Here is a 25,520-nt window from a genome sequence, read left to right as displayed (position 1 = left end):
GTGTCTACCAGCACTCCAAAAAAATGGGTTAAGCCTATAAGGCCAGATGGTAATACTAATTGCCGTTTACGCGATAGGTGATCCGGCGGTTGGTAATCAGGGATGTCGGAATTACGATGGAAACGTTGGCGGTATCACATAATTTGCTGGAATCCGTAAATTCCATACTACAAACAGAAGGCAGGCCGGAACCCGCATTATCCATGAATCTTCCAATCATCAATCCAGACGCCAGTGCCGTATTCAAAGGTGAATAGGCCGGAGCCAGATTAAAGGTAGTTGTGGAGCCATTGGCCGTGTAAATAATATCTCCGGTTAATTCATCGTATTCAATGGTATAGGGATTGTTTCCGGAAAGAAACCCCCCGAGGTTTTGAGTGTAGGTAGCGGGCAGGCCCGTATTACCATCGATTACCTGGACCTGAACACCCAGGTTGTTACCGCTGATATGCCAAATTCGAAAATTACCGGCAGTTACGATGTCTGCCGTGCTTTCCTGATCTCTGTACTCAAATGAAATAATAAAGCTTGTGAAATCGAAGATGTTACCGGTATTTGGAACAACTACATCAATTCCTGTACTCCCCCCTGCCCCTGAACCGATTCGAATCCCACAGGCAGTTTGAACCGCCAGGGCGTTTACTGAAGTGGCATTGGGGCCAACAGTCGCCAGGCCTAAATTCGAGGTGTCAAAGTCAAAACGTGAAACTACAGTGTTCGGAGTGCCATCATCACAGACCTGATAGGAGAAATTATCCGTCCCGCCGAAGCCAGGGTTTGGCGTGTAACTAAAACTGCCATCTGAATTTAAGGTGACGCTCCCTGAGGCAGGTCCGGATACTGGCGTGGGATTGACGGTAAGTCCTGCCGGGGCATCCGGATCCGTATCATTATTGAGAAGGCCGGGCCCTGAGGCAATATTCAAAACCGTGTTTAACCCTGTTGAATAGGCGTCATCGGCTGCAACCGGAGGACTGTTTTGCCCGTAGCCCTCCTGAATTCCAATCAAGAGTAATATCGCAAAACAGAGCCCTATGCAAGCTCTCGTCCTATGTACTATCCCAAATCTCATTAGGTTAAAAATAGGGGCCCTTTTTCCGGGATGTAAATTTTTGTTGTAAATACCCGGTTTATAGCAGTCAAGTAGCCTTTTAAAGCTTTTTTTGCCTCCCCCAATTTGCATTCAGACGTAAATGCAAATGACCTCTCCAAGGTTTGCTCAGAAAATTCTCAAAGATTTAGTACTTTCAAACACTGACTAATTCGAATCCTAATAAAATGAAAAAAATCATTCTCAGAGCGGGAATTCTTCTGCTCATCCTGGGTCTTTTGCCCCTAACCGCGGAAGGCCAGAAAAGAAAGAAAACAAAAAACGCGAACACTTATCCCGAAGCGCTGTACTCCTCCATGGAATACCGCCTGGTGGGTCCTTTCAGAGGTGGCCGGTCTGCGGCCGTTACCGGGGTGCCCGGCAAACCCAACCTTTTTTACTTTGGGGGCGCAGGCGGCGGTGTATGGCGCACGATTGATGGCGGCCGGGCTTGGGAGAATATCTCAGACGGGTATTTCGGAGGGAGTATCGGAGCGCTTGAAGTTGCTCAGAGCGACCCCAATGTCCTCTATGTAGGCGGGGGTGAAAAGACCGTTCGGGGTAACGTCTCCTCCGGCTATGGCGTTTGGAAAAGTGTGGATGCGGGTAAAACATGGGAACAGGCCGGACTAGAGAAAACCCGCCATATCCCGAGATTGAAGGTTCACCCGGACAATCACGATATCGTATATGCGGCCGTACTCGGAAACATTTATAAACCTACTGAAGACCGGGGTATTTATAAAAGTACGGATGGTGGAAAAAGCTGGCGAAAGGTCCTGTATGTAAACGACCAGGCAGGGGCTGTCGACCTCACCCTCGACCCTACGAATCCCCGTATCCTGTATGCGAGTACCTGGAGGGTGCAGCGTACCCCTTATAGCCTGAGTAGCGGAGGGGAGGGTTCCGCGCTATGGAAATCAACCGACAGCGGCGAAACCTGGAAAGAAATCTCCACCAACGATGGATTTCCTGAAGGGACTCTTGGAATCATTGGGGTAACGGTATCCCCTGTGAATTCTCAGCGGGTTTGGGCTATTGTTGAAAACAAGGACAAAGGCGGCCTATACAGGTCGGAAGACGGTGGGAAAACCTGGTCACAGGTCAATAGCGAGCGGAAACTTCGTCAACGGGCGTGGTACTATACCCGAATTTATGCGGACACTCACGATGAGGATGTTGTTTACGTACTCAATGTACGATACCACAAATCTACCGACGGAGGGAAGACTTTCAATACCTTCAATGCGCCCCACGGGGACCATCATGATTTATGGATCGCCCCGGAAGATCCGAACCGGATGATCATTGGAGACGATGGCGGGGCCCAGGTGTCCTACGACGGGGGAACTACCTGGAGCACCTATTACAATCAGCCAACTGCTCAATTCTACAGGGTAACTACGGACAATGCCCATCCTTATCGGATTTATGTTGCCCAGCAGGACAATTCTACAATCCGTATCCGCCACAGGTCCGATGGCAGGAGTATCAGTGATGAGGATTGGGAAGAAACAGCCGGAGGCGAAAGCGCCCATATTGCAGTGGATCCTGAAAATAACGACATTGTATATGGAGGCAGTTATGGGGGTTTTCTTACGCGGGTAAATCACGAAACCGGGACCGTACGTGCCATCAATGTATGGCCTGATAACCCTATGGGGTATGGAGCAGAAGGGATGAAGTATCGTTTCCAATGGAATTTTCCGATCATTTTCAGCCGGCATAACCCTAAAAAGCTCTACACCTTTTCAAACCATGTACACATGAGCACCAATGAAGGTCAGAGTTGGGAATTGTTGTCCCCCGACCTCACGCGAAACGATCCGGATAAATTGGTATCAAGCGGAGGCCCGATTACCCAGGATAATACAGGTGTGGAATACTACTGTACCATATTTGCCGCTAATGAAAGCCCGCTTAAGGAAGGACTGATGTGGGTTGGCAGCGATGACGGCTTGATTCATTTGACCCGGGACGGAGGTCAGAATTGGGAAAATGTTACGCCTTCAGGAATGCCTGAATGGAACATGATAAACAGCATTGAACCTTCGGCCTTTGATGAAGGCACTTGTTATGTAGCAGCCACGCGCTATAAACTTGGAGATTTTAAGCCCTATCTCTATAAAACTACAGATTATGGGAAAACCTGGACGCAAATTACCGATGGCATAGACGAGGAGCATTTTACCCGCGTAGTTCGGGAAGATCCCAAACGCAAAGGCTTGTTATATGCGGGGACGGAAACCGGAATGTACATCTCTTTTGACGATGGAGCCTCCTGGAACCCCTTTCAACTCAATTTGCCCATTGTTCCAATAACAGACCTCACAATTAAAGATGACAATCTGATCGTCGCTACACAGGGGCGGAGCCTCTGGATTCTGGATGATCTCACCGTGCTTCATCAACTGGAAGAGGCCAGTAAAAATGCCTCAGCCATCCTGTATAAACCCAAGGATTCGTACCGGACTAAAGGAGGTGCGGCCCGTACCCCATCCCTGACTTCTGGCCAGAACCCACCCAATGGTGTGGTGACCCATTTCTTTATGAAGGATTTTTCTGAAAAGGACAGCGTTTCAATCACGTATACCACCATGGCTGGCGATACCCTGGCGAACTACAGCACCTATTCCAAGGAAAAGGATAAAAAGCTAAAGGTTGAAAAGGGCGGCAATACCCATGTTTGGGATACCCGGGGTAAAGGGGCCGAAAGGTTGGACGGTATGATTTTATGGTGGGCAAACCTCAGCGGGGCTAAAGCGGTTCCCGGGTCTTACAAAGTCCATTTAAACACCTCAGGGGAGACCCTTACGCAGGAGTTCAAAATAATCCCGGATCCCAGGGCGGAAGTTAGTGTGGCGGATATGCAGCAGCAGTACGAATTTATCACCGAAGTCAACGGCACGGTCGACAGGGCGCATCAATCCATTAAGAAAATTCGCAATGTCAACGCCCAGCTCGATGCATTTATCAAGCAGTATAAGGGGAATGATGCCACAGCGGACCTGGTTGAGCGGGCGGAAAAAATGCAGGAAGGATTTGGGGAGATCGAGAAGGCCCTATACCAGACTCAAAACCGGAGTGGACAGGATCCACTGAACTTCCCAATACGACTCACCAATAAACTGGCGCACTTGAACAGCCTGGTAAGTCTGGATGACTTCCCGCCAACTGCTCAGGACATTGCTGTAAAGACTGAGCTCAGTGCGGAAATCAACAAACAACTCAACGCCTTTGATCGTATGGTAGATGAGGAGATTTCATCTTTCAATAAAGCGTTCAATGACCTTGAGCTGAATTATCTGTTTATTGAGGAATAGATTTTTCGGTGTTTCAATACAAAGCCCGGCCTAAATAGCCGGGCTTTTTTTGTTTGACCAGAGGGCCGAAATCTTTCCGATGCAGATCTGCGCTTTCATGTCCTCAGGCATTCATCAGGCTTTCGATTTCATCCGCCTCAATCGGGATTTCAGACATAAGGTTTACCGGAGCCCCGGATTCCTGTATGACAACATCATCTTCCAGTCGGACTCCAAACCCTTCTTCGGGGATATAGATACCCGGCTCAACCGTAAAGACCATGTCCGGTTTCATCGGGGTTTTTAATTCCCCGTAATCATGTGTGTCCAGACCGATGTGATGACTGGTCCCGTGCATAAAATACTTTTTGTATGCCGGCCATTCCGGATTTTCATTTTGTACATCCGCTTTGTCGAGAAGCCCGAGACCAAGCAACTCAGAAGTCATAATTTTACCCACTTCTTTGTGATACGCTGCCCAGATGGTGCCTGGTATCAGCATCTTTGTAGCCTCCTTCTTAACCTGTAGGACGGCCTGATATACTTCCCGCTGACGTTTTGTAAATCGTCCATTTACCGGGATGGTTCGCGTCATGTCGCTGGAATAGTTTGCATATTCCGCCCCCACATCCATCAGGATCAGATCTCCATCCTGGCACTGTTTATTGTTTTCAATATAGTGCAGGACGTTGGCGTTATTACCGGAAGCGATTATGGGCGTGTACGCGAATCCCTTGGAGCGGTTTCGTATAAATTCGTGCAGGTACTCCGCTTCAATCTCATACTCCCATACGCCGGGTTTGACAAAGCTCAGCACTCTTCGAAATCCCTTTTCCGTAATCCCGCAGGCTATTTTCATCAACTCGATTTCGGTTGATTCCTTTACCCCTCTGATTTTCTGAAGGATAGGATTGCTTTTGGCTACCTTATGGGCAGGGAACTTCGTTTTACAGGCCTTGATAAACCGGTCTTCCCGAGTCTCGGTTTCGACAGCCTGACGATAGTGCTCATTGGTGTTGAAGTATATCGTTTCGGCCTCGGTCATCAAATCAAAAAACACCTTGTCAAAGTCCTTCAGCCAATATACGGTCCGAATGCCGGAAACTTCGAAGGCCCTTTGTTTTGTAAGCTTCTCGCCTTCCCATACGGCAATGTGCTCATTGGTTTCCCGAAGAAAAAGCACTTCCCTTCGAGCCGGGTCCAGGGAGTCCGGGAAAAGGAGAAGTATACTCTCTTCCTGATCGACACCACTGAGATAGAAAATATCCCGATGCTGTTCAAACGGCATGGTGCTGTCTGCACTAACGGGATAAACGTCATTCGAATTAAAAACAGACAGGCTTTTCGGGCGCATGGCCTTCATGAACTTCTGCCGGTTACGCACAAACAAACTGGAATCTATTGGATGGTATTTCATATATCAAAACCCTTTAGGTCAAAGGTACATATCCGGCACTGAACAAAAAAGAGGCCCAATTAGGCCCCTTTAAATCTTACTGCCTGGGCAGTGCATCCTATTTAACGAAAGCTTTCTTCAGCGCTCCGAAAATTGCCATAATCACAGCTCCCCCGATAGCACCACCACCTATGCTTCCAAGAATTCCGGAGATTCCGCTTGCTCCGCCGTCCATCCCCAAAAAGCCGAGGACCCAGCCGCCGATTCCCCCTCCTAGGATCCCGGCAATCGAATTCCCGACAGTTCCAAGAGACAAATTTTTAAACAGCTTTCCTGCCACATTCCCGCCAACTGCACCTGAAATCAATTGAATAATCAAGGGTAAGGAGTCTTCCATAATCGTTAGTTTTGTTGGTTAATCCTTCCTAAATTACAAAAAAAATCAAGCCACAGCAGAAGAGGTTTGGATTTACAAGTCATTGAATTACAAGCATAACCACTATGAAACTACCTAAAGCCTTCCTTTCCTTTGTCGGAATATGTGCCTTTTTACCGCTGACAGCACAGACTCCCGCAACAACTCCTTCACAAATTCAGGAAGCACTGGAATTGCAGGAAAAAATGAAAAGCACATCCCTGGTTAAGAACCTGAGGCTTGAAAATATTGGACCTTCCATAATGAGTGGAAGGGTCGTTGACCTGGATGTAAATCCTGAGAAGCCCACGGAATTTTTTGTAGCCTATGCCTCAGGGGGGCTTTGGTATACGGAGAATAATGGAACCTCTTTTGTGCCTGTCCTCGATAAGACTCCAACCCAAAACCTGGGTGACATTGCCGTGCATTGGCCCAGTGGTACTATTTATGCTGGCACAGGTGAAAACAATGCCTCCCGCTCATCGTATGCGGGCATGGGAATGTTCAGGTCTTCGGACAAGGGTAAAACCTGGTCTTATGCCGGACTTCCGGATTCCCATCATATCGGACGTATTGTGATTGATCCGCGGAATCCGGATCATGTCGTGGTGGCGGTGCTTGGACACTTGTATTCCCCGAATGAGGAAAGGGGGATTTTCAAGACCACCGATGGAGGGAAAACATGGAGCAGAACCTTATATATCAATGAGTACACGGGCATGATCGACCTGGTGGCCGCACCGGATAACCCTGAAGTTCTGTTTGCCGCTTCCTGGGAACGCGATCGGAAAGCATGGAATTTCAAGGGCAGTGGGCCGGGCTCCGGGATATACAAAAGTTCCGATGGAGGAGATACCTGGGCCCTGATGACGCAGTCCGGGGCGGGATTCCCTACTGGAGAGGGCGTCGGAAGAATTGGCCTGGCAGCGTTTGATTCCAATACCGTTTATGCGATCCTGGACAATCAATACAGGCGTCCGGATACCTCCGATAAAAAGAACCCTTCCGAACTCCAGAAAGAAGATCTGAGAAACATTTCTGTTGCGGATTTCACAGCGCTGGACAATGCCAGATTGAATGCATTTTTGAAGTCAAATGGTTTCCCGGAAGAATACCGGGCAGATACCGTCAAAGAAATGGTCCGCAATGGCAGCATTCGCCCGGACGACCTGATCAGCTATTTTGAAGATGCCAATTCCGTCCTTTTTGATACTCCGGTGATCGGGGCCGAGGTATATAAAAGTACAGATGGAGGCCGGGCCTGGAACAAAACGCATAAAGGTTTTATTGAGGACCTCTATTACAGCTATGGCTATTTTTTCGGCCAGATTCGCGTCGCCCCATATGACCCGGACCAGATTTATATTGTTGGCGTCCCGATTCTGCGCTCAGATAATGGCGGGGCGTCTTTTACCTCTATTAACGGGGCTAACGTTCATGCCGACCACCACGCGCTTTGGGTAAACCCGGACCTCAAAGGGCACCTGGTAAACGGAAATGATGGGGGTGTAAACATCTCCTATGACTTCGGCGGAAACTGGATAAAAAACAACACCCCGACCGTTGGGCAGTTCTACGCTATAAATATAGACCATCAAAAACCTTATAACGTTTATGGCGGACTTCAGGACAATGGCGTGTGGAAAGGCCCGCATAACGCTGAGGAATCCATGCGCTGGCATCAGTCCGGCAAGTATCCCTGGGAGTCGATCATGGGGGGTGATGGCATGCAAATCCAGATCGATTCCAGAAATCCGGATATTGTCTATACCGGTTTCCAGTTCGGGAATTACTTTCGTCTCGACCTTTCCTCCGGATCCCGAACCAGGATACAACCAAAACATACACTTGGAGAATCGCCCTATCGCTTTAACTGGCAGACTCCGATTCTATTATCCCCGCATAACCAGGACATTCTGTATCTGGGCAGCAACAAACTCCACAGATCCATGAATCAGGGCTCGGACTGGCAGACAATTTCAGGGGATTTGTCCGCTGGAGGAACACGGGGGAATGTATCCTATGGAACCCTTACAACTATCTCGGAATCCCCATTGCGCTTTGGGCTCTTGTATACCGGAAGTGATGATGGTTTCCTTCAGGTAAGTCCTGACGGGGGAATCACCTGGAACCGTATTTCCGATAAATTGCCACAGAAACTCTGGGTGAGCCGTGTAGCGGCCTCAGCGCATTCAGAAGGACGCGTATACGCCGCACTGAATGGCTACAGATGGGACGATTTTACCCCCTATCTTTTTGTAAGTGAGGATTACGGGAAGTCCTGGAAGTCGATCGCCTCGGGTATTCCCGCTTCCCCGGTCAACGCGATAGTCGAGGATCCAGTAAATGAAAACCTGTTGTTTGTCGGAACAGACAACGGGCTTTATGTCTCCATGAACAGGGGGCAAATATGGAACGCCATGCAAAATGGAATGCCCCATGTGGCCGTTCACGATCTGGTCATCCAACCTGAATCAAAAGATCTGTTGGTAGGCACCCATGGGCGCAGTATCTATAAGGCCAGTATCGCCCCCCTGCAAACACTCAAAACAGATGACCTCAGCGATGCATTGATCGTTTTTGAACTTCCGAAACTCAAGCATTCCGGTAGATGGGGGAATTCCTATTCCAGCTGGAGACCCCCCAGCAGCCCAGGTCTTGACATTGTATTCTACAGTCAGAAAGGCGGAAAAACAGCCGCGAGCATACAGACTGCAGATGGGATTGTGCTGAGCGAAACGGAGCTTATGGCCGATCCCGGAATCAATGTCATTTCCTACGATGTCGCCTTCTCGGAGAAAGGAAAGAAGAACTATCTTTCCAAGTACAAGGCAAAGCTTATAGAGGCCGGAGATGGTAAAACCTATTTGCCCAAAGGCGCTTATAAAGTCATTCTTACAAATCAGCAAAAGGAGGTGTCCGAAGCCTTTACAATTGAATAGGGTCCTGCCTTCCTGAATTCACATTAATCCTTTAACAATGGAGCTTACCTTAAGTATTCCCGCCCTGCTATTTCCTGCCATATCGCTCAGTATGCTGGCGTATAACGCAAGGTATCTCGCGATTGCGGCCCTGATACGCGAACTTTACCGTCAATACCGCGCAAACGCCTCCGACAACCTTGGGAAACAGGTCAGGCAACTCCAGAGACGCCTGGAAATCATAAAGCAAATGCAAGCCGCCGCCATCCTGAGTTTTTTATTCAGCGCACTCTGTATGCTCCTTATTTACCTGCAGTGGGGTTTTTGGGCGAATCTGTTTTTCGGCCTCAGTTTGTTTTGCTTGATCATATCACTGGTTCTGAGTTTTATAGAAGTTCAATTATCTACCAGGGCTTTGGGAATTCAACTCACGGATATTGGCGGGGCGAATACAAAAAACCCGGTCCGGTGAGCCCCCTTATTTAGAACCTTTTTAATCCAGGGAGAAAGGTGGGCAAAGTTTGTTATTACAAAGCCTGTGAAGTATTTTTGTAACTGCTGTAAAACCAACTATTCATGAGCGGACTCGCTAAAACTTCGGTAGCCAGAAAAGTAGTTATGGCGCTTTCAGGGCTATTTCTCGTGCTGTTTCTGATTTTGCACGTTACCATCAACCTCACTTCGGTAATCAGCCCGGACACCTTTAACACCATGTCGCATTTTATGGGCTACAATCCCGTGGTGCAGTTCCTGATGCAACCCATTTTAATTGCAGGCGTAATCGTTCACTTTGTAATGGGTATTGTTCTCGAGATTCAGAACAGGAAGGCCCGTGCAGTTCGATACGTAAAATTCGCCGGTGGGGCCAGTGCACCCTGGGTTTCCCGGAACATGATTATCACCGGACTTGTCGTCCTCGCTTTTCTGGGGCTTCATTTTTACGATTTCTGGCTGCATGAAATGAACTATAAATTTGTTCAGGCCAATCCGGAGGACCCAACGCGATACTACGCCGAAACCGTTGAAAAATTCGCGCCCATCTGGAGAACTGTAATCTATGTGATTTCCTTTGTTTTGCTTTCCCTCCACTTGTGGCATGGGTTTGCATCATCCTTTCAAAGCATGGGAATCAACAACAAATACAGTTCTGGCATACGAAGTTTTACCCGCCTGTATGCAATTGTAGTACCGCTGATATTCATCTTTATCGCGCTGTATCATCATCTTAACCCGATAACGCATTAATTATGGGAATACTTGATTCAAAGGTCCCTTCCGGGCCCCTGGCTGAAAAATGGACAAAACACAAGAACGACATCAACCTGGTGAACCCGGCAAATAAGCGGAACATCGATGTGATCATTGTGGGAACGGGTCTTGCAGGAGCTTCAGCCGCTGCAACCATGGCGGAGTTGGGATATAACGTCAAAACATTCTGTTATCAGGACTCACCACGACGGGCGCACAGTATTGCTGCCCAGGGTGGAATTAACGCCGCTAAGAACTATCAGGGGGATGGTGATAGTCCATACCGCCTTTTTTATGATACCATCAAAGGTGGGGATTACCGCTCACGTGAGGCCAATGTATACCGCCTTGCGGAAGAATCGGTAAACATCATCGATCAGTGTGTGGCTCAGGGCGTTCCCTTTGCCAGGGAATACGGGGGCTTGCTGGACAACCGCTCTTTTGGGGGTGTTCTGGTTTCACGCACCTTTTACGCCAAAGGTCAGACCGGGCAACAACTCCTCCTCGGGGCTTATGCGGCCATGAACCGACAAATCAACCGGGGCAAAATCAAATCCTATACCCGGCATGAAATGCTGGATGTAGTCCTTGTGGACGGAAAGGCAAGGGGGATTATCGCACGGGATTTGGTCAGCGGTGAAATCGAAAGACACTCGGCCCACGCAGTTGTGATTGCATCCGGGGGATATGGCAACGTGTTCTATCTCTCCACCAATGCCATGGGAAGCAATGTGACCGCCGCATGGCGGGTACATAAGAGGGGGGCCTTTTTTGCAAATCCGTGTTTTACACAAATCCACCCCACCTGCATTCCCGTTTCAGGAGACCATCAGTCCAAACTCACGCTGATGTCTGAATCCCTTCGGAATGACGGGCGTATCTGGGTGCCTGCCAAGGCAGAGGATGCCCAGGCAATACGGGAGGGGAAACTCAAGCCGACAAAAATTGCAGAAGAAGACCGGGATTACTTCCTTGAAAGAAGATATCCAGCCTTTGGGAACCTTGTCCCAAGGGACGTAGCGTCCCGGGCAGCCAAAGAGCGATGTGATGCCGGCTTTGGGGTCAATAAAACAGGAGAGGCGGTCTATCTGGATTTCGCCGCTGCTATCCAGAGATACGGTTCGGAAAAAGCATTGACATCCGGGATTAAGAATCCGGATTCCGAGACCATTACAAAATTGGGCGAGGAGGTAATTGCGGCAAAATACGGAAACCTCTTCCAGATGTACGAAAAGATTGTAGACCAGAATCCGTACAAAACTCCCATGATGATCTACCCTGCGGTTCACTACACCATGGGTGGGGTTTGGGTAGATTACAACCTCCAAACCACCATCCCAGGCTTGTATTGTGCTGGAGAAGCGAATTTTAGCGATCACGGGGCCAACCGGCTTGGTGCCTCTGCACTGATGCAAGGTCTGGCCGATGGCTATTTCGTGCTTCCCTATACCATTGGGGACTACCTCTCGGACGATATCCGGACCGGTCCTATTTCCACGGATCACGAAGCTTTTGAGCAGGCGGAGACTGAGATCAGGGAACACCTTCAGCGTCTTCTAAACGCTAAAGGAAAGCACCCGGTGGATTACTACCACAAAAAACTGGGGAAGATAATGTGGAATAAGTGTGGTATGTCCCGAAATGCAAAAGAGCTCAAAGAAGCTATTGAAGAAATCGCTGCGCTTCGGAAAGACTTCTACGAAAACGTGAAGATCCCTGGAGGCCTCAATGAGATGAATCCGGAACTTGAAAAAGCGGGACGGGTAGCTGATTTTCTCGAACTCGGTGAGTTATTTGCAAAAGATGCACTGCAGCGCAACGAATCCTGCGGGGGTCATTTCAGGGAGGAATACCAGACACCTGAAGGGGAAGCGCTACGGGACGACAAGAATTTCAAATACGTCTCAGCCTGGGAATACAAGGGGGAACCTAAAGATGCCGTATTGCACAAGGAAGAACTTGTATTTGAAAACGTAGAACTCAAGACGAGAAGCTACAAATAGGTTGTTATTACAAGCCCTTTTCACGGGGTAAATGCTATTGAAAAAATAAAAGCTATGAAACTACTCTTGAAAATATGGCGCCAAAAGGACGGCAGCTCAAAAGGGAAATTGGTGGATTACCCCATCGATGGTATCGAAGGAGATATGTCATTTCTTGAAATGCTCGATGTCCTGAATCAGGAGCTGATTGAAAAAGGGGATGAACCCGTCGTTTTTGACCATGACTGCCGTGAAGGAATTTGCGGTTCCTGTTCCCTGATGATCAACGGCGAGCCTCATGGCCCGGACCGCCTTATTACGACCTGTCAGTTGCATATGCGGCGCTTTAATGACGGGGATACGATCGTTATTGAACCCTTTCGGGCAACTGCCTTTCCGATTATCCGGGATTTGATGGTAGATCGCACAGCTTTTGACCGCATTCAACAGGCGGGAGGTTATATATCGGTAAATACCTCTGGGAATACGGTTGACGCCAATGCCATCCCCATTGAGAAAGCAAAAGCAGATGAGTCTTTTGAAGCAGCGAGCTGCATTGGATGCGGTGCCTGTGTGGCAGCGTGTAAGAATGCAAGTGCTATGCTCTTTACCTCTGCTAAGGTCTCTCAATTCGCACTCCTGCCTCAGGGGAAAGTTGAAGCCACGGACCGGGTCCAGAATATGGTACGCCAAATGGATTTAGAAGGCTTCGGGAATTGCACAAACACCGGGGCTTGTGAAGTTGAATGTCCAAAAGGGATCTCTTTGGAAAACATTGCCAGAATGAACCGGGAATATCTCATGGCAACCGCCAAAGGATAATGCTTTAACCAATGTATTTGGAATCCCGGCCGCAAATGCGAACCGGGATTTTTTAATTTTAAGAAACAGCAACTGCGATGAGTCTGAACCTGAAATCCAAACTCCCTAATCTCGAGCAATCGATCTTCAGTAAAATGAGCCAGATGGCCGTTGCACACAAGGCCATTAACCTCTCCCAGGGATTTCCGGATTTCGAGGCAGATCCGGAATTGATCTCCCTGATGCAGCAGTCCCTCTATGGCAATTACAACCAGTATGCGCCCATGGGTGGAATCTATTCTCTCAGGGAAGCTATTGCGGCCAAAACGGAACGCTGCTATGGACAGACCTATCACCCGGAAAATGAAATCACACTGACCGCCGGGGCTACGCAGGCCATTTATACCGCCATTGCGAGCACCATTTATCCGGGGGATGAAGTTATCATCTTCAAACCTGCTTATGACTGCTACGAGCCCAGTGTTATTGCCCAGGGGGGAATTCCGGTCCTGCTTCAACTGAATTCAGATTTCCATATCGACTGGGAGGCATTCCGTAAAGCGCTGAATTCAAAAACCCGAATGGTGATCCTGAATACACCCCATAATCCGAGCGGGACCATCCTGAAAGACGCGGACCTCCTAACCCTTGAGGCCTTGCTGAAGCCCACCGATACATTGGTCTTGAGTGATGAAGTTTATGAACACCTGGTCTTCGACAACGGGCTCCATCAAAGTGTTTCTAAATACCCTGGCCTGAAAGAGCGCTCCTTTATCTGTGCCTCCTTTGGGAAAACATTCCATATTACAGGGTGGAAAATGGGCTATTGTATGGCTCCGGAAGCCCTGATGAAGGAGTTCCGAAAGATTCACGAATTTGTGGTATTCTCTGTTAACCACCCAGCCCAGCGGGCAATTGCAGAATACATGAAGGATTCCTCCAGATATGAGGCCCTCCGCGCGCTATTCCAGGAAAAAAGGGATCTATTCCTGGGGGGTATCCAGGGATCCAGATTTGCGTTTACCCCTGCCGAAGGCACCTATTTTCAATTGCTGGATTATTCTGAAATAAGTCCCCAAAGCGATCTGGATTTTGCAGAATGGCTGCTGCGCGATAAGGGCGTTGCTGCGATTCCTATCTCGGTCTTCAACCTGAACCGCCAGGACAACCATCAACTTCGGTTCTGTTTCGCAAAAAAATCTGAAACCCTCAAACGGGCCTGTGATATCCTATGCCGTCTTTAAGGGAGCGCCTTAAACACTTGCGTTACAAACGCCTCAATTTCAGAAGGCTCCAGCCAGCGCAACACCATAACCAGGTCTTGCTCAGGGGCGATTACAATAAAATTACCCCCGAAACCAGCTGCGTAATAAATGCTATCCGGCAACTCCTTCCAATGACGGTCCCCCGGTTGGTTTAACCACCACATATACCCGTAATTAGGGTTTGGTTTGGAAGGCGTGGTCGCGGCATCTATCCATCCCTCGCTGAGTATTCTATCCCCGTCCCAGACACCTCTTCCGAGGAACAACAGGCCAAATCTCGCCATATCTTCTGCGCTGATAAAAATACCTCCCCCGGAATGTCCTCCTCCGGTAACCGACTGCATTTTATAGCCATCGATAACGGTCCATGCGTGGTCATATCCATACCACCGCCAGGTAGAAGACGCCCCTATCGGATCCATCAACTCGTTTTTTAGGACCTCAGGCAATGGTTGTCTCCATAAGTGGGTCAGGGAATACGACAAAACGTTTACCCGGACATCGTTGTATTCCATTACCGTTCCCGGTTCCCGAAGGGGGCGGTTTTTCCAGTCGTCTACCCCACCTTCCCTGGGAGGTCGGTCCGCCCAGTCCTTTAAGCCCCATAAACTTCCCGACCAGTCAGAATTTTGTTGCAGCAAATGGGACCATTTAACTTTGGCATTATGGGCTCCGTCAAACGTGCCATCCCAGATATAAGAAGCGACTAAGTCAGATTCAGAGCGCAACAAACCCCGGTCTTTCGCCAGGCCGGCAGTTGTTGAAAGAAAGCTCTTAGTGACACTAAAGGTCATATCCACACGCTGAATATCCCCCCAGGACGCTACGAGATATCCATTCTTCAGAATCATTCCCGCGGGTCCTCCCCTCCGTTTAACCGGTCCGAGGATTTCGTGATAAGGCTCCCGTTCAAACCCCTTTAAAATGGCTTGTCTTAAATCTGTTGCCCCGCTGTACTCATGTGTTTGAGCATAGGTGACTGCGCGGTCCAATTCCTCCGTGTTCATCCCTAAGTCAACGGGATCCTTTTGCATCCAATCCGCGCCTCGGGGCGGGAAATAGCGGTCGCTTTGGGCGCTTGCAGTAAAAAGTGAAAATGTAAGAAGGGCTAAAAGAAATACGTTCTTAGACATAGTGTCAGGGATTAATTTATGGTTCATTCGGCTGTGGTGTTAATTCCAGGCGCATCATCCAATCCATTTGACGGTCCGATCCCACGTAGTATGGATGCTTCCCAAATGTAACAAATCCATGTTGTTTGTAGAATCGGATGGCATTGAGATTTTCTTCCCATACCCCCAGCCAAAGGTAGGTCTTCCCCTCATCGCGGGCTACCTTTTGAAAACGTCTGAGCATCCAGGATCCCAGACCTGATCCCCTGAAGTCCTTTCGGACGTAGATCCGCTCGATTTCCATCCCTTCTTCATCCCGGATCTCGGTTTGCGCCTGGCCTGTATTTATTTTTGAATACCCGGCGATCTCATCCTCAAAATTAAGAAAGAAAAAACGACTCCCGGGAGTGTTGATTTCAAGACTGAGTTGCTTCTCGTCAAAGGCACTATCCAGATATCGCTGAAAGTCGTCCGGGTTGTTAGCACTGGCGAAAGCATCTGTAAATGTTTCTATGCCGATTTCTTTCAACAGCTCCAAATGGCTGATGTCAACAGGTATGAGCCGAGGCGATTGCATTAGGGGAAAGGTATAAATAGCCTTTGAAATCTCATGGCACTTCGGCAAAAAAAAGTCCCCTGCTGATTGGCAGGGGACTTTTCTTATACTTTAAACCGCGCTAAAGCATAAATAACTTTTTGGTCAGTAGGAGAATTCCGCTTACGAAATCGTTTCGGTAAACCTGAATCTCTTCCTGCTCAGAGACTTGATTCATTTGGGGGTCCATAGCACTTCGGTTAAATTAAAAATTGGAGTTGTTTCTGAATTTCACAACTGAAAATACGTCCCTAGAACGAGGTATTTCCACAAATGTTGTGAACTGTCGGTAAATTGTAGTAAAACGTCGATTTTATGAAAGAAATCGACGGGAATTAAATCGGCATTTCCGGCACCTCATCGGGTATGACAAGTCTTCCTTCCGTAGCTTCCCGAATCTGATCTACACTTACTCCTGGAGCGCGTTCCAGAAGCAGAAATCCGTCTTTGGTAACTTCCATTACCGCCAGGTTGGTTACAATTTTACGAACACATTGCACTCCGGTAAGCGGCAAAGTGCAAGATTTAAGCAGTTTGGATTTGCCGGCCTTGTTGGTGTGCATCATAGCGACAATGATATTGTCCGCAGAAGCGACCAGGTCCATGGCACCCCCCATTCCCTTGACCATCTTTCCGGGGATTTTCCAGTTTGCGATATCTCCGTTGTCTGCGACTTCCATGGCTCCGAGAATCGTCAGGTCTACATGTTGTCCACGGATCATGGCAAAACTGAGGGCGGAATCAAAGAAAGAAGCTCCCGGGAGGGTTGTAATCGTTTGTTTTCCCGCGTTGATAATATCGGCGTCTTCCTCTCCTTCGAATGGGAAAGGTCCCATCCCCAAAACCCCATTTTCACTCTGGAATTCCACCTGTATGTCGTCCCTCACAAAATTGGCAACCAGCGTAGGGATTCCTATCCCCAGATTAACGTAATACCCGTCCCTGACTTCCCTTGCGATACGCTTTGCTATACCATTCTTATCCAGCATCTCTATTTGGTTCGTACGGTTCGTTGTTCGATGCGCTTTTCATAATTCGATCCCTGGAATATTCGTTTCACAAAAATCCCTGGCACATGAATCTGGTTTGGAGGCAATTCACCTGCCGGAACCAATTCCTCCACTTCAGCCACTGTGATTCTGGCGGCCCCACACATGCATGGATTAAAATTCCGGGCAGTACCCCTGAAGATCAGATTTCCGGCCTCATCACCTTTCCAGGCTTTTACAAAGGCGAAATCCGCCTCATATGCCCTTTCCATGACATACATTTTCCCATGAAACTCCCGGGTTTCCTTTCCTTCTGCCACCTCGGTGCCATAACCAGCGGGTGTGAAAAACGCCGGGATCCCCGCCTGGGCGGCACGGCATTTCTCTGCTAAAGTCCCCTGAGGAGTGAGTTCAACCTCGAGTTCCCCACTGAGCATTTGTCTTTCGAATTCATCATTCTCACCAACGTAGGAAGAAATCATCTTCCGGATTTGGCGTTTTTGCAGTAAAAGACCCAGGCCAAAATCATCTACACCGGCATTGTTACTGATACAGGTAAGGCCTTTGACGTTTCGTCTGACGAGTTCAGCTATGGCATTTTCGGGGATTCCACAAAGACCAAATCCGCCAAGCATCAGCGTCATCTCATCCTCAATTCCATCCAGGGCCTCCCGGACATTTGCAACAGTCTTAAGAATCATCGTGGCAATTGTTTTGAATCCGATCAATAGATATTCTGAAAGTTAAATCAGAAATCCAATTCCTCCAAATCGTCTTCCAGTTCCTGATTTTCTTCTTCCTCTTCTAAAGGTTTATTACAGTCAATGCGTATGGATAAATCCTCCGGTTCCTCAAAATCCGCCAGGGAGATTTCAAGTTCAGGCATGGCGTAATTTTGCTTCATATAAAGGCCCCATATAGGCAGGGCCATTGTAGCCCCCTGCCCATAATCAATTCTGCTAAAATGGGTGGCGCGTTCCTCTCCGCCAACCCATACCCCTGTGACCAGGTTTGGAACCATCCCAATGAACCATCCGTCACTCTGGTTTTGGGTCGTCCCCGTTTTTCCGGCGATCGGGTTGCTAAATTCATAGGGGTATCCCGTGACAACTTCCTTATAGACGTGATTCTCCTTTGCAACGGTGTGTCTGAGACGAGTCCCTGAACCTCCTTCGGTTACTCCTTTCAATAAGTCCACCATGGCGTATGCCACATCCCGACTCAGCACATCCTTGGTCTCCGGGGTGTATTCATAAAGAACGGTGCCATTTCTATCTTCAATACGCGTGACCATTACGGGTTTTACATATACCCCCTGGTTGGCAAAGGCCCCAAAAGCCCCTACCATTTCATATACACTGAATTCCGGTGTCCCCAGCGCTATTGAGGGGACTTCCGGGATTTCCCGGGTGAGGCCAAGGTTTTTCACGATACTCACCACGGGCCTTGGCCCGACCTCATCGATAAGCTGGGCGGTTACCGTATTGACTGAATTTGCCAGTGCCCGTTTCAGGGTGTAACTCTGTCCGGAATACTTGCCATTTGCGTTTTTAGGGCACCAGGGTTCAGGATTTCCGTACTTGTTGGCCTCAATACAGTATTGGGTGTCGGGAAGGGCATCACAGGGGGATTTGCGCAACTGATCGATCGCTGCGGCATAGACAAACGGTTTGAATGTAGACCCTGCCTGCCGTGAACCCTGTATTACATTGTCATATTGAAAATGGCGATAGTTAATACCGCCTACCCAGGCCTTCACGTGCCCCGTCTGAGGTTCCATGGACATCATGGCCGCCCTTAAGAAGGTCTTGTAATACCGTATGGAATCCAAAGGCGTCATCACAGTGTCCTTTTCTCTTGTAGGGGCATTCCAGTCAAAAACTGTCATTTCCGTCTGCTTGTTGAAGGAATCCCGGATTTCCTCCTCGGATTTCCCCTGCCTGGACATCGCTCTCCAGCGCTCGGAAGACTTCATTGCCCGATTGATAATCGACCGGATTTCATCTGAAGTCAGCTCCAGAAATGGCGTTGTCGGGTTACGGTCAGGGGTGTTCTGATGAAAGAATTCTGCTTGAAGCCGCTTCATGTGATCCTGCACGGCTGCTTCGGCATTTGCCTGCATCCTCGAATCGATCGTCGTATACACCTTCAGCCCGTCCAGGTAAATATTCCAGGTATCCCGCTCACCTTCCATGGCGGGTTTCGGATTTTCTGAAATCCAATTCTTAAGCCATCGCTGCAGGTACATCCTGAAATACGTCGCCAACCCTTCCCGGTGGTTTTCCGGGTTAAAGTTGATGTCCATTTTTTGAGCGATCAGCGAATCGCGCTCGGATTCCGTGATATAATTATATTTCTCCATCTGAGCCAAAACAGTATTCCGGCGTTCCAGTGTAAGTTCTTCTCTTCGGATCGGATTGTAGAGGGAGGAGTTCTTCAACATCCCCACCAACAGGGCCGATTCTTCGATTTTCAGATCCCTTGGTTCTTTACCAAAGTAGATCCGGGAGGCAGACCGGATACCATCTGCATTGTATCCAAAATCGTAGATGTTCAAATACATCGAAATGATTTCCTCCTTTGTGTAATTGCGCTCGAGGCGGGTAGCGATAACCCACTCTTTTACTTTCTGCAATACGGCTTCCACGACGTTCTTTGAGCGGACGCCTACAAATAATTGACGCGCTAACTGCTGAGAAATAGTGCTGGCTCCACCTCGTTGTCCGAGAAACATAACGGCCCGCAACGTCCCCCGGGCATCGACACCGGAATGGTCGTAATAACGGACGTCCTCGGTGGCGATCAGTGCCTGCACCAGATTTTCGGGCAACTCGGAATAAGGCACATCGGTCCGGTTATCTTCCAAAAAGAATTTACCGAGGGTTTTCCCATCCGAGGAAATGATTTCGGTGGCGAGGTTGGTCTGGGGGTTCTCAAGCCTTTCAAACGTAGGCATTTCCCCAAAGACCCCCCAGGAGGCCAAAAGGAAGATCAGGGCAATTGAAAGGACTCCTCCCAAAAAAAGAATCCAGAATGCCTTAATAAAGGGCTTGAAAGGGTTTGATTTCGTTTTTTTCTTCTTTGCCATTGTCTAAGGGTTCTTCTCGATCTGCAAGCCAATATCCAGGACTCCTGGTAAGACATCCAGTCCCTCCGCACTGCCATTTTTCCTCATGGCGTGGGAAACAGTAACAGTATATACGCCAGTATCCGGAAAAACGATGTTTTCTCTATACCAAAACTTGTTTTCCTTCACACTTCCGAAACCTGTGCCCAGCCAGTTCCCCATGGCATCGGCCATCTGATATTCCAGCGTATCCCGCTCCGATGTGCCGTCCGGGGCAGTGATTTGCGCAATGACAAAAAGGTTGTTGTAGGGATATTGCTGATCATTGCGAAGGGTGATAAACATGTCGTAAGTCTGGAGCGTATCCATTTCACTAAAGGTAAATTCCATTGTCCGATCCTTTGCCCATTGACCATTTTCAGTGGATATAAACGTGGAATAGGCAAGGTGATCCGTACAGGAAAAACAGAGTGCAAGGGCACAAAAAATGTACAGGGATCTAAGCATTTTTAGAGGTTCTTTTACGATTATTCCCTTTGTTTCGGCGCTTATTGCTCCTTCGTTTCGACTTTGGCCTGTCAAAACGCGTGAGACTATCCTGCCCTACAGGGTTCTCAAAGGTAATTTCCTTGTCGGAAAAGTTCTCCGAGGCATATTGCTCCAGACTCTGGGCCTTTTTCTTCTCCCGATTCAATTCGAGAATCGTATTGACCTGCTCCCTGCTCAGGGAGTGCCAGTTGGAGGGATCATCCTTATATGAGAACCAAAGTATCCCTTTGAAAATATCCGTCTTCTGGCAAAATGCCACTCCTTTTTCAGTTTGTAATTTGGTGTCGGATGAAGGGAAGCCCTTCAGGGCATCGAGGTAGGTATCCAGTTCGTAATTCAGGCAGCACTTCAGTTTACCGCACTGCCCTGCCAGTTTCTGGGGGTTTAGGGATAATTGTTGATATCGGGCTGCCGCGGTACTCACAGACCTGAAATCTGTCAACCAGGTGGAACAGCAGAGTTCCCGTCCACAGGAGCCAATGCCCCCAAGGCGCTGTGCCTCCTGTCTCAGGCCAATTTGCCGCATATCGATACGGATGCCAAATGCCTTGGCCATGTCTTTGATTAATTGACGAAAGTCTATCCGCTCGTCCGCGGTATAGTAAAATGTGGCTTTTGAACCATCCCCCTGAAATTCAACGTCGGAAATCTTCATTTGAAGGCCCAGGATAATGGCCATTTCGCGGGAGCGCTTTTTGATCTCTTCCTCTTTCCCTCTCACCTTAACCCATTTATCGATATCGCGTTGTGTCGCTTTTCGATAAATTTTCGGAAGCATCTCGTCCTGTCCCGCTTTTTTTTTCCGCATTTGAACCTTTACCAGTTCTCCGGTTAGCGTGACAATACCAATATCGTGGCCTGATTTTGCCTGAGTGGCAACCACATCCCCAATTGAAAGCGAAAGTCCCTCTGCATTCCTGTAGAATTCCTTTCTGCTGTTTTTAAACCGAACTTCCACTACATCAAACGCCTGCTGCCCAGCTGGCAGCGACATGTTGGAAAGCCAGTCAAAAACCGTAAGTTTATTACAGCCATCCGTGCCGCAGGTCCCATTGTTCCTACATCCGCGCGGCTGTCCACCCTTTCCGGTTGAACAACTGCTACACCCCATATTTTTTATCTCAATTCCACTGGTTCAAGTAAAAAACACAGTAGAAACAGGTTCATAAATCGTTTACTCGTGTAAAGATAGGATAATTTTAAGGGGAAATGAAAACTCCCATGAATCCGAAACCATAGATTTCGGACTGAGGGTGTTGCCCGAAATACATGGGTTCTGTGCCGCTACCCGCAAAGAAGACGGGTGAAATCCCAGAGAAAAACAGCCGGAGAATTCTGGGCTCACCCCCCATCAATCCACAACTACATGGACATCGGGAGATTTTTTATACTTGAGCACTTCAGACCTTCCTTTTTTAAAGATGAGATTGCTCTGGGCTTTGCCCTTTCGCAGTTTTTTCTGTTCTTCAACCGGCAGGGCTATCACATCCATACAGGCTTCAGAGCAACAGGAATTCATTTTAGCTGCGCACTTCTCACACTGTATAAACAAGAGATGGCAGCCTTCGTTCGCGCAATTGGTATGGGAGTCACAGGGATCCCCGCACTGATGGCAGTTGGATATAATGTCTTCTGAAATCCGTTCAGCCCGGCGGTGGTCAAAAACGAAATTTTTTCCCTTAAACTTGTTGTCGAGTTGTTTTTCCCGAACCTGACGGGTGTATTCAATGATGCCGCCTTCTAGCTGATAAACCTGTTTAAAACCCTTGTGCCTGTAATAGGCACTGGCTTTTTCACAGCGAATCCCCCCCGTACAGTACATAACCAGCTTTTTATCCTCTTTGGCATCCTTCAGCTGGTCCTCGATGATGTCCAGTGAATCCCTGAAGGTATCCACATCCGGGGTAATCGCATTCTCAAAGTGGCCTATTTCACTCTCGTAATGATTCCGCATATCGACCACAATGGCATCCGGGTCTTCCACCAGCGCATTGAATTGTTCAGCGCCTACGTGTATCCCTTTATCGGTAACATCAAAACTCCCATCCTCCAGCCCGTCGGCCACGATCTTGTGACGCACTTTGATCTTTAGTTTCAGAAAGGATTTATTGTCCTGCTCAATGGCGATATTCAGGCGCACATTCTCCAGAAAGCTAATGCTGTCCAAATGTTGCTTGAATCTTTCGAAGTCTTCCGCGGGAACAGAAAGCTGGGCATTAATTCCTTCTTTGGCTACGTAAATGCGACCTAAGACGTCAAGGGCGTTCCAATGAATGAATAAATAATCCCTGAAGAGGGTTGGGTTTCCGATATGTGCATATTTGTAGAAAGAGATCGTCAGCCGTTCCTTCCCGGCGGCTTCAATAAGCGCTTCCCTTTCTTCAGCACTTAGCGTATTGTACAGTTGCATGCTATACCTACGTTTTAAGTTAAAAGAAATTGATCGAGGCAAAAATAGGAAATCCGTTGGAAATCAGGGGTAAAAAAAGAGCCCTGATCGTATTTCAGGGCTCTGCCGGGACCGCAAATGCATTCTTTTTCATAGCAATTCACCGCAGGGAATTTGCGGTTTCCGGATGTATATTGCGGGCTGTTCCGGGCACTTATTCAAAAAGATACGCAAACCCCTAAAAGGTTGCTTTAGCCATTGTGATAATGCCAAAAGAAATGGTAATTTAGCCATCCACTTAAGAAAAAAACCTATGAGCAGCGATAAAGAAGCGAAGTTGAAAGCCCTTAAATTAACTCTCGATAAACTGGATAAAACCTATGGAAAAGGTGCGGTTATGAAGATGGGAGATGGTGTAATAGAGGATGTTGAGGTTATTTCCTCCGGTTCGCTGGGCCTCGATCTCGCACTCGGGGTAGGAGGTTATCCCAGAGGGAGGGTTGTCGAAATATACGGCCCTGAATCCTCAGGTAAAACAACGCTTACCTTACACGCTATTGCAGAAGCTCAGAAAGCAGGGGGTATTGCCGCTTTTATCGATGCTGAACACGCCTTTGACAGGTTCTATGCTGAAAAACTCGGGGTTGATATTGACAACCTGATCATCTCCCAGCCCGATCATGGGGAGCAGGCCCTTGAGATTGCGGATAACCTGATACGTTCCGGTGCCATTGATATCGTTATCATCGATTCCGTCGCCGCACTTACCCCAAAAAGCGAAATCGAAGGGGAAATGGGAGATTCCAAAGTGGGATTACACGCCCGCCTTATGTCCCAGGCGCTGCGAAAACTAACAGGATCCATAAGCAAGACCCATAGTACGGTTATTTTTATCAACCAGTTGCGGGAAAAAATCGGGGTTATGTTCGGTAACCCTGAAACGACCACGGGCGGTAATGCCCTGAAGTTTTACTCTTCTGTCCGGTTGGATATTCGCCGTTCCACCCAAATTAAAAATACAGATGGGGTGGTTCTTGGAAATAAGACCCGGGTTAAAGTGGTCAAGAATAAGGTTGCGCCTCCTTTTAAGATGGCTGAATTCGACATCATGTACGGAGAGGGGATTTCCAAAGTAGGGGAAATTCTGGATCTGGGTGTCGGATATGAGATCATCAAAAAAAGTGGCTCCTGGTTCAGCTATGGAGATACCAAGTTAGGACAGGGCAGGGACGCGGTTAAAACCCTTCTCAATGACAATCCTGAACTGATGGATGAGCTCGAAGGAAAAATCAAGGATGCAATCAGTGCCGTCCAGGACTGAGTTGCATCACAGACATTCCTACAGGTCTTAAGCAACCTTTAGCACAGCTCCTCATCTACTCAGTGGAGTTTAAGGGATTTTATGCCAATGAAAGCGCTTCGGAACAGACTGCTTTTTCTGCTATCCCTGGTCCTGTTTAACGGCTGTGATATCAGCAGTGACGAGGTTAGTTATCGTTTTGTAAGCCTTGTTACAGTCGCCGTGGAAATGCCTGAAACATTCAGGCTGAACGAGACCTATGAGATAGCGGTTACGGTACTCGAACCAAACGGGTGTACCGAATTTGAGGGATTTGACATTCTGCCCGAGGAGACTACGGTACGGCGCGTTGTGGCCATCGGTACAGAGCAGGACGACATGCCCTGCACGGAAGCCCTGAAAGAGGTGGAAACCAGTTTCGAATTCGTTTGTCTTTACGAGGAAACCTATGTTTTTAGGTTCTGGACAGGGAAAAACGAGGCCGGACTGGATGAGTTCATGGAAATCGAAGTTCCAGTCGTCCCATGATTTTCAGAATCCCGCATAAAATTTGTCCTCCATTTTGACAGAACAGGAACTTATTAAAAAGTGTGTAAAGGGAAACAGGGCCGCTCAGGAGGCACTGTACCAGAAGCACGCTCCTGTGCTCTATGGAATTTGCCTAAAATACTCCAGGAACAGAACGGAAGCAGAGGACAACCTGCACGATAGTTTTATGACGATTTACGAAAAGATCCATCAATATAAATCAAAAGGATCCTTCGAAGGTTGGTTAAAACGAATCACCGTGAACACCGTTCTGCAGAAATACCGGAAAAAGGAACCTTTGAAGTTGCTTTCAGATGTTCCCGATCAGTCTGAAGAACTCGAGGGAATCGAAGACTCGGATATTTCATTGGCGCTCTTGCTGAAATACATTCAGGAATTGCCCCAAAAGTACAGGCTTACATTTAACATGTACGTTCTGGACGGGTATAGCCACAAGGAGATCAGCGAGGCACTTGGTACTTCGGAAGGTACTTCCAAGTCGAATTTATCACGTGCACGGATGATCCTGCAGGAAAAGATTTTAAAAAAAAAACAGATAGCCTAACATCCA

Annotated in this window: 21 protein-coding genes; 10 read left to right on the top strand and 11 right to left on the bottom strand. The window is 48.2% G+C overall.

Annotated features, from left to right (window positions below; all coding sequences use genetic code 11):
* Window positions 1–55 precede the first annotated feature (55 nt).
* Window positions 56–1,009, bottom strand: a complete 954-nt coding sequence (locus tag QU605_RS00670; protein ID WP_289723331.1) for an Ig-like domain-containing protein — start codon at window positions 1,007–1,009, stop codon at window positions 56–58.
* A gap of 269 nt (window positions 1,010–1,278) precedes the next feature.
* On the opposite strand from QU605_RS00670, the gene QU605_RS00665 reads away from it, so the two are divergent.
* Window positions 1,279–4,413 (top strand): WD40/YVTN/BNR-like repeat-containing protein, encoded by a 3,135-nt coding sequence (locus tag QU605_RS00665; protein ID WP_289723330.1) that lies wholly within the window; start codon window positions 1,279–1,281, stop codon window positions 4,411–4,413.
* Between the two features lie 103 nt (window positions 4,414–4,516).
* On the opposite strand, the gene QU605_RS00660 is transcribed toward QU605_RS00665, so the two are convergent.
* Window positions 4,517–5,809, bottom strand: a complete 1,293-nt coding sequence (locus QU605_RS00660) for an aminopeptidase P family protein (RefSeq protein WP_289723329.1) — start codon at window positions 5,807–5,809, stop codon at window positions 4,517–4,519.
* Between the two features lie 97 nt (window positions 5,810–5,906).
* A complete protein-coding gene (locus tag QU605_RS00655; RefSeq protein ID WP_289723328.1) occupies window positions 5,907–6,185 on the bottom strand; it encodes a hypothetical protein in 279 nt (92 codons plus the stop codon).
* Window positions 6,186–6,289: 104 nt separating this feature from the next.
* Between QU605_RS00655 and QU605_RS00650 the strand changes: the two genes are divergently transcribed.
* The 6 genes from QU605_RS00650 to QU605_RS00625 all read left to right on the top strand — a co-directional run bounded on the left by QU605_RS00650 (window position 6,290) and on the right by QU605_RS00625 (window position 14,399).
* Entirely contained in the window at window positions 6,290–9,145 is a 2,856-nt protein-coding gene (locus tag QU605_RS00650; RefSeq protein ID WP_289723327.1) for a VPS10 domain-containing protein, read from the top strand.
* A gap of 37 nt (window positions 9,146–9,182) precedes the next feature.
* The gene (locus tag QU605_RS00645; protein ID WP_289723326.1) at window positions 9,183–9,596 is read left to right on the top strand and encodes a DUF2721 domain-containing protein; all 414 of its coding nucleotides are present in this window, start codon (window positions 9,183–9,185) and stop codon (window positions 9,594–9,596) included.
* A gap of 104 nt (window positions 9,597–9,700) precedes the next feature.
* On the top strand, window positions 9,701–10,369 hold the full coding sequence (locus QU605_RS00640; protein ID WP_289723325.1) for a succinate dehydrogenase cytochrome b subunit: 669 nt from the start codon (window positions 9,701–9,703) through the stop codon (window positions 10,367–10,369).
* Between the two features lie 2 nt (window positions 10,370–10,371).
* Window positions 10,372–12,375: a fumarate reductase/succinate dehydrogenase flavoprotein subunit gene (locus tag QU605_RS00635; protein ID WP_289723324.1), complete on the top strand. Its 2,004-nt coding sequence runs from the start codon at window positions 10,372–10,374 to the stop codon at window positions 12,373–12,375.
* A gap of 54 nt (window positions 12,376–12,429) precedes the next feature.
* Window positions 12,430–13,176 carry a succinate dehydrogenase/fumarate reductase iron-sulfur subunit gene (locus QU605_RS00630; RefSeq protein WP_289723323.1) on the top strand — a complete coding sequence of 249 codons (747 nt, stop codon included), beginning with the start codon at window positions 12,430–12,432 and terminating at the stop codon, window positions 13,174–13,176.
* Between the two features lie 77 nt (window positions 13,177–13,253).
* Window positions 13,254–14,399, top strand: a complete 1,146-nt coding sequence (locus tag QU605_RS00625) for a methionine aminotransferase (RefSeq protein WP_289723322.1) — start codon at window positions 13,254–13,256, stop codon at window positions 14,397–14,399.
* Here the strand turns inward: QU605_RS00625 and QU605_RS00620 are convergent.
* The 8 genes from QU605_RS00620 to trhO form a co-directional block, all read right to left on the bottom strand.
* Window positions 14,396–15,553 (bottom strand): serine hydrolase domain-containing protein, encoded by a 1,158-nt coding sequence (locus QU605_RS00620; RefSeq protein ID WP_289723321.1) that lies wholly within the window; start codon window positions 15,551–15,553, stop codon window positions 14,396–14,398. The two genes, QU605_RS00625 and QU605_RS00620, sit on opposite strands and share 4 nt — an antisense overlap.
* A 16-nt stretch (window positions 15,554–15,569) precedes the next feature.
* Window positions 15,570–16,109, bottom strand: coding sequence for a GNAT family N-acetyltransferase (locus QU605_RS00615; RefSeq protein ID WP_289723320.1), 540 nt, complete (start codon window positions 16,107–16,109; stop codon window positions 15,570–15,572).
* Window positions 16,110–16,462: 353 nt separating this feature from the next.
* Window positions 16,463–17,116 (bottom strand): CoA transferase subunit B, encoded by a 654-nt coding sequence (locus QU605_RS00610; RefSeq protein ID WP_289723319.1) that lies wholly within the window; start codon window positions 17,114–17,116, stop codon window positions 16,463–16,465.
* A 2-nt stretch (window positions 17,117–17,118) separates the two neighbouring features.
* A complete protein-coding gene (locus tag QU605_RS00605; RefSeq protein WP_289723318.1) occupies window positions 17,119–17,817 on the bottom strand; it encodes a CoA transferase subunit A in 699 nt (232 codons plus the stop codon).
* A 47-nt stretch (window positions 17,818–17,864) separates the two neighbouring features.
* Window positions 17,865–20,204 (bottom strand): penicillin-binding protein 1A, encoded by a 2,340-nt coding sequence (locus QU605_RS00600; RefSeq protein WP_289723317.1) that lies wholly within the window; start codon window positions 20,202–20,204, stop codon window positions 17,865–17,867.
* Window positions 20,205–20,207: 3 nt separating this feature from the next.
* Complete coding sequence (locus QU605_RS00595; protein ID WP_289723316.1) at window positions 20,208–20,690, bottom strand: gliding motility lipoprotein GldH; 483 nt, start codon at window positions 20,688–20,690, stop codon at window positions 20,208–20,210.
* Window positions 20,683–21,843, bottom strand: a complete 1,161-nt coding sequence (locus QU605_RS00590; RefSeq protein WP_289723315.1) for a PSP1 domain-containing protein — start codon at window positions 21,841–21,843, stop codon at window positions 20,683–20,685. The genes QU605_RS00595 and QU605_RS00590 overlap by 8 nt, the downstream gene beginning before the upstream one ends.
* 240 nt (window positions 21,844–22,083) lie before the next feature.
* A complete protein-coding gene (gene trhO, locus QU605_RS00585) occupies window positions 22,084–23,142 on the bottom strand; it encodes an oxygen-dependent tRNA uridine(34) hydroxylase TrhO (RefSeq protein WP_289723314.1) in 1,059 nt (352 codons plus the stop codon).
* A 292-nt stretch (window positions 23,143–23,434) separates the two neighbouring features.
* Here trhO and recA point away from each other — a divergent pair, with 292 nt between their 5' ends.
* The 3 genes from recA (at window position 23,435) to QU605_RS00570 (ending at window position 25,514) form a co-directional block, all read left to right on the top strand.
* Window positions 23,435–24,442 (top strand): recombinase RecA, encoded by a 1,008-nt coding sequence (recA, locus tag QU605_RS00580; RefSeq protein ID WP_289723313.1) that lies wholly within the window; start codon window positions 23,435–23,437, stop codon window positions 24,440–24,442.
* Between the two features lie 81 nt (window positions 24,443–24,523).
* Window positions 24,524–24,949 (top strand): hypothetical protein, encoded by a 426-nt coding sequence (locus QU605_RS00575; protein WP_289723312.1) that lies wholly within the window; start codon window positions 24,524–24,526, stop codon window positions 24,947–24,949.
* Between the two features lie 34 nt (window positions 24,950–24,983).
* Window positions 24,984–25,514: an RNA polymerase sigma factor gene (locus QU605_RS00570; protein ID WP_289723311.1), complete on the top strand. Its 531-nt coding sequence runs from the start codon at window positions 24,984–24,986 to the stop codon at window positions 25,512–25,514.
* The last annotated feature ends 6 nt before the right edge of the window (window positions 25,515–25,520 follow it).

Origin of the sequence: Robiginitalea aurantiaca, from assembly GCF_030380815.1 — a bacterium.
Classification (GTDB): domain Bacteria; phylum Bacteroidota; class Bacteroidia; order Flavobacteriales; family Flavobacteriaceae; genus Robiginitalea; species Robiginitalea aurantiaca.
This window is presented reverse-complemented; position numbering and strand designations above follow the sequence as displayed.